Source organism: Kitasatospora sp. NEAU-69, from assembly GCF_057158765.1.
The window spans coordinates 21,904-27,027 of the sequence record NZ_JBWXUE010000035.1 but is presented as its reverse complement, the minus strand read 5'-3'; the positions used below and the strand labels follow the sequence as shown (position 1 = coordinate 27,027).

The following is a 5,124-nucleotide window of genomic DNA, read 5'->3' as shown; positions in this document are numbered from 1 at the left end:
GGGGGTACCTCCAGAAGAGTGGGCAGGCGTGGTGGCCGGGCACGCCGGACCACGCCGACCGCGGTGGCGTCACGAGGTCGGCGGGTGGGCGCGGGTGCTGCGGGGTCAGGCGGCTGGTTCGCCGGCCTGGAGCTGCCAGAGGGATGCGTAGAGTCCGTGCTGGGTGACGAGTTCGTCGTGGGTGCCCTGTTCGGCGACGATGCCGCCCTTGTCCAGGACGTAGATCCGGTCGGCGTGGCGGACGGTGGAGAGCCGGTGGGCGATGACGACCATCGTCCGGCCGGCCGCGAAGCCGCGCAGCGTGCGCTGAATGGCGGCCTCGGTCTCGTTGTCCACGGCGGAGGTGGCCTCGTCGAGGATCACGACCGGCGAGTCCTTGAGGATCGCGCGCGCCAGGGCGATCCGCTGACGCTGGCCGCCGGAGAGCGCGGCGCCGCGTTCGCCGATCAGCGTGTCGTAGCCGTCCGGCAGCGTCGAGATGAAGGTGTGTGCCTCGGCCATCGCGGCCGCCTCGACCACGGCCTCGTCCGAGGCCCCGAAGCTGCCGTAGCGGATGTTGTCGGCGATGCTTCCGTCGAAGAGGAACGGGTCCTGGGCGACGAACCCGATCGCGTGGCGCAGGTCGTGCCGGGGCAGGTCGCGCACGTCGCGCCCGTCGAGCAGCACGCTGCCGGATTCCGCGTCCTGGAAGCGCATCAGCAGCTTGGCGACCGTCGTCTTGCCGGAGCCGGTGGCGCCGACGAGGGCGGTGACCTGCCCGGCGGGGATGCTCAGCGAGAGGTCCTCCAGGACCGGCGGCCGACCGGGGTAGGCGAAGGTCACGTCCTCGAGGACGATCTCGCCCTTCACCGTCTCGACGTCGAGCGGTCCGCCCGTGCCCTCGGTCTCGACGGGCAGGGCCCGCAGCCGCTGGACCCGGTCGTGGGCGGCAAGGGTGCGCTGGTACTGGTCGACGATGCCGCCGAGCCGGTTCATCCGGAACAGCACCATCTGCGGCAGCCCGATCAGCGGGCTGAACACCTCGAAGCGCAGCGTGCCGTTGAGCACCGAGCGGCCGCCGACCAGCAGCGTGCCGGCCATCGAGGCGGTCGTGCAGGCGCGGACGGTCTCGGCGTGGCGGATCGTGCTCCGGGCGGTCTGCTGATTGCTCTCCTGGACCGCCTCGCTCAAGGCGTCGATGCGTTCGGCCTCGTAGTCCTCGGTGCAGAAGCTCTTCACGGTGGCACCGGCCTCCAGCGTGTTGACCAGCTGGCTGTGCAGCCTGGCCCGGTTCTCGCCGGAGACGGCGTAGTCGCCCGCGACCTTGTCCTGGTAGTGCAGCGACAGCCAGGCGATGACGGGGATCGGCAGGAAGGCGATCCAGGCGATCTGCGGCGCCATCAGCAGGAAGACCGGCACCAGGATGGCCAGGCTGGTCCCCAGGTGCAGCACGTCGTTGGCCGAGGTGGCGAAGAAGGTGCCCAGCTGACTGACGTCCTCGGTGAGCGCACCGGCGACCCGGCTGGTCCGCTCACCCTCCAGGTGCCGCAGTTCGAGGTGCTGCACGTGGGCGTACGTCCGGCTGCGCCAGTCGTGCTCGATGTCCTGGCCGAGCCCGCGCCACTGGAGGTTCGAGGCGTACGACAGGCCCGCCACGGCGGCGCAGGCCGCCGCCACCAGACCGGCCAGGCCCCAGAGTTGGGCGGACGCGGTGGTCAGGCCGAGGCGGGCCAGCGGCGCCGCCTCGCCCTTGATGAGCACCAGTCCCGTCCAGCCGAGGAAGGTGCCCAGCGCCATCTCCGAGACCTGGCAGGCGACCGAGAGCGCGGAGGCGCGGTAGAGCCGCTTCCGGTTCGGTCCGACGATCTCCAGCAGGGGGTGGCGTGTGGCTCCGGTCTCGGACGGGTCCCTGGTCGTCTCGACCGTGCTGCGCCAGGCCTTCCGGACGACGGCCGCGGTCGCCACCGCGACCCCGCCGAGTGCCACCAGTTGCCTGCTCAGCGCCGACCCGCGAACCAGTGCGATGCCGGCCGCCACTCCACCGCCGACGGCGAGGACGGGGCGTACGACGAGGCCGCGGTCGGGTCGCGGGGCCGGCACGGCGGCCGGGCGGGCCGACGCCGGAGGTCGCCTCCTGGCCGGCCCCTCCGCGACCAGGGCGACCGCCCTGCGCATGATCCGCCCGATCTCCGCGGCGGGTACCCGTACGTCGTGTCGGACGAGGACGCCACCGGTGACCGGGTTGGCCTGGGCCGCGGTGATCCCGGGGACGCGGCGCAGGGCGGCGGCGAGGACTTCGGCCGTCCTGGGCCGCCCGATAACCAGCTTGACGTCCCAGCGCTGACGGCCCGGAACGACCGAGCGCGGTCTTGCGTCCGAATCCACGGGGCCGAATCCGGCTGCGGCACCCAGCAGAGATGGCATGTGTACGATCACCTGTTTGCGGGGGTCACGGTAAGTCCGTCCATGGGCACGCAGAATTCTGCGCACGGCGGATTACTGCGACGGAGTGGAAAATCCGAAGGAGGGGGAGACGCGGCCGAAAGGGCCACGGCCGACCGCCGCGTCGACACGCCTTCCAGAGGTCTACCGGAGGACGCGCCCAGGCGGCGGGCCGGGCCGCGGTTCAGGGCGTCAGTGTGCCTTGCCGGCGCCGACCCCGGCGGTCGCCCGGATCTTCGGCGACCGGGCCTCGCCCGTCTCGCCGTTGGAGGCTTCGCCCGTCTCGCCGTTCGGGGCCGCGTTCTCGGCGGGGCGGTAGCCGTCGGACGCGACGACCTGCGCCGCCATCATGTCGGCAGCCACCTCGGCCGCGATGTCGTGGATGTTCTCCCCGGCCTCGTGGGCCGCCTTCTTCACCTCCATGACGACACCGACGGACGTCTTGACGACACCCAGCATCAACGGCTTGAGGATGCGCTTGGCCAGTGGCGCGACGATGAGACCGATCAGGAACGGCGGAACGACGGGCGGCATGATGCTCCAACCTCTCTACGCAGACGTATGACAGAGGACCCCGGGCACTGCGGACTCCGGAGCGCGCACAGCGGTACGGACGGCAGCGCCCATCTTCGGAATTCTCGATTCCCGTGCCGGATTCCCTGCCGGGTCGAATTCCCATCGATGGGGCGCACCGCCCATTCCTCGATCACCGTAGTCCAGTCATGTACATCGAGGCCAAACAGACCCGGCTGGTTTCACTCATGAGAGTGCTATCCACAGTCCTATTAACCTATTTCTCGGGATCGCCTTCGTGGCGGCCGCCCAGTTCGCGCGCCACCCTCCGGCGCAGGGCGGCGAACGGCAGCGCGCCGCCGCCCAGCACCGCCTCGTGGAAAGCCCGCACGTCGAACCCGGCACCCAGGTCCGCCTCGGTCAGCGCCCGCAGCCCGGCGAACTCCAGGTAGCCCGCACGGTAGGACAGCGCCTGCCCGGGCAGATCCGTCGAGTACCGCAGCAGATCGGAGTCGATCTGGCCGTCCGCCTCGGTGGAGTTGGCCCGCATGAAGTCCCGGGCCTGTTCCAGGCTCATCGTCCCGAGGTTGAGCCCGGTGTCCACGACGAGCCGCTGCGCGGTGAACCGCTCCTGCGCGAGGCGCCCGTAGGCGTCCCACGGGTCCTCGTAGAGACCCATCTCCCAGCCGAGGCCCGCCGCGTACTCGGCCCAGCCCTCGTTGAACGCGCCGAACTCGGCCACCTCGCGACGCAGTTGCGGCAAGGTGCGGTCCTCCGCCTGCCGGGCGAGGTGGAAGTGGTGCCCCGGCGCCAGCTCGTGGTGGATCAGCGAGGCCGAGCCGAGCAGGGACCGCCGGTCCAGGTCCGAGCCGTTGTAGCGGTAGCGCCCGACCGGGTCGGCCGCGGTCGGCGCCTCGTAGTACCCGAAGGTCATCCCCGGCTCCAGCGCCGGATCCAGCCGGGCCAGCCCGTACGGCGCCTGCGGCAGCACGGCGAACCAGCGCGGCAGCAGCGGGGCCAGCCGGTCGAGGTGGCCGCGGTAGCGTGCTTCCACCTCCTCCGGCGTCCGGGCGTGCAGCCGGGGCTCGGTCCGCAGCCGCTCGTGGAACTCGGCCTCGGAGCCGTGGAAGCCCAGCGCCGCGCGCACCTCCCGCATCCGCTCGGCGAGTTCGCGGCACTGCTCCCGGCCGAGCTCGTGCAGCCGCTCGGGCGTGGTGTCGCCCCCGGTGTGGGTCCGGACGAAGTCCCGGTACGCCTCCTCGCCGCCTTCGTACCGTGCCCAGCCGACCTCCTGTGGCGCCGCACGCAGATAGGCCGGATCGTCGAGGACGGCGAGCAGCCGGTCGAAGGCCGGTGCCAACTCACCGTCCACCAGCTGCCGAACGCCGTCCCGGAGCCGTCCGCGCCCGGTCGGGCCCAGCCCGCCGAGCCGCTCCCCGTCCACCTGCGCTCCGTCCACCTCCACCCTGCTCGCGACAGAGGCCCGCAGGCCCGCGACGGTGGCGCGCGCTCCGGCCAGGGCCGGCGCCGGCACCCGGAAACCGCGCGCTGCCTGCCCCGCCACCTTGTCCCCGATCGAGCCGACCACCCCGGCCAGCTGGTGCACCAGCGCCAAGTACCGCTCGGCGTCCGCTCGTTCGGCGAAGCGGAAGGGGCGCAGGACCGCGTCGGTGTACAGCGACAGCGGGAACAGCCGGTACGGCGTGGCGGCGGGCGTCAGCCAGTAGCGGCGGTGCGCCCGCAGCTCCTGCTCGGCCAGTCCGGCCAGGAAGGCGGCGGTGTCGGCCTCGACGCCGGGCAACTCAGCGCCGGGCAGCTGGGCGCCGTCGAGCGCGCGTACCCGGTCGAGCACCTCCTCGGCGAGCCGCGCCCGCTCCTCGGCTTCGGCGAGCGACGCGCCCGGCAGCGTCTCGACCGGAAGCCCCTGGCGGACCCTCAGCATCGGATCCCGCGCCAGCAGGAACTCCCAGTAGCGGTCGGTCAGAGAGCTGATCCCGGGGCCCGGTTCGTTCGTCCTCATGCCACCATCCTGGCGACGACCGGCCACCGGGCAGCCCGGACCAGGTGACGCCGACCGCGACACCCCTCGAAAGGGTGAATCGCGACCGCAGGTGACCGCACGTCCCGGCCGCCGCCCGCGGCTCCCGGCCGGGCCGGCAGGCCGCCGCTCCGGCCGTTCGAACACGCTTA

The 5,124-nt window shown here is 72.4% G+C and carries 3 protein-coding genes; all 3 read right to left on the bottom strand.

Annotated elements, in window-relative coordinates; genetic code table 11:
- Positions 1 to 105: 105 nt before the first annotated feature.
- Positions 106 to 2,364, bottom strand: a complete 2,259-nt coding sequence (locus AC060L_RS30640) for an ATP-binding cassette domain-containing protein (protein WP_483802215.1) — start codon at positions 2,362 to 2,364, stop codon at positions 106 to 108.
- A gap of 249 nt (positions 2,365 to 2,613) precedes the next feature.
- Complete coding sequence (locus AC060L_RS30635) at positions 2,614 to 2,955, bottom strand: DUF5132 domain-containing protein (RefSeq protein WP_483802214.1); 342 nt, start codon at positions 2,953 to 2,955, stop codon at positions 2,614 to 2,616.
- Positions 2,956 to 3,211: 256 nt separating this feature from the next.
- Positions 3,212 to 4,954, bottom strand: a complete 1,743-nt coding sequence (locus AC060L_RS30630; RefSeq protein WP_483802213.1) for a DUF885 domain-containing protein — start codon at positions 4,952 to 4,954, stop codon at positions 3,212 to 3,214.
- Between the last annotated feature and the right edge of the window lie 170 nt (positions 4,955 to 5,124).

What these genes read in the sequence shown, in the direction of transcription:
- AC060L_RS30630 (WP_483802213.1), bottom strand. Translation starts at nt 4,954, where the DNA reads ATGAGGACGAACGAACCGGGCCCCGGGATCAGCTCTCTGACCGACCGC.
- AC060L_RS30635 (WP_483802214.1), bottom strand. Translation starts at nt 2,955, where the DNA reads ATGCCGCCCGTCGTTCCGCCGTTCCTGATCGGTCTCATCGTCGCGCCA.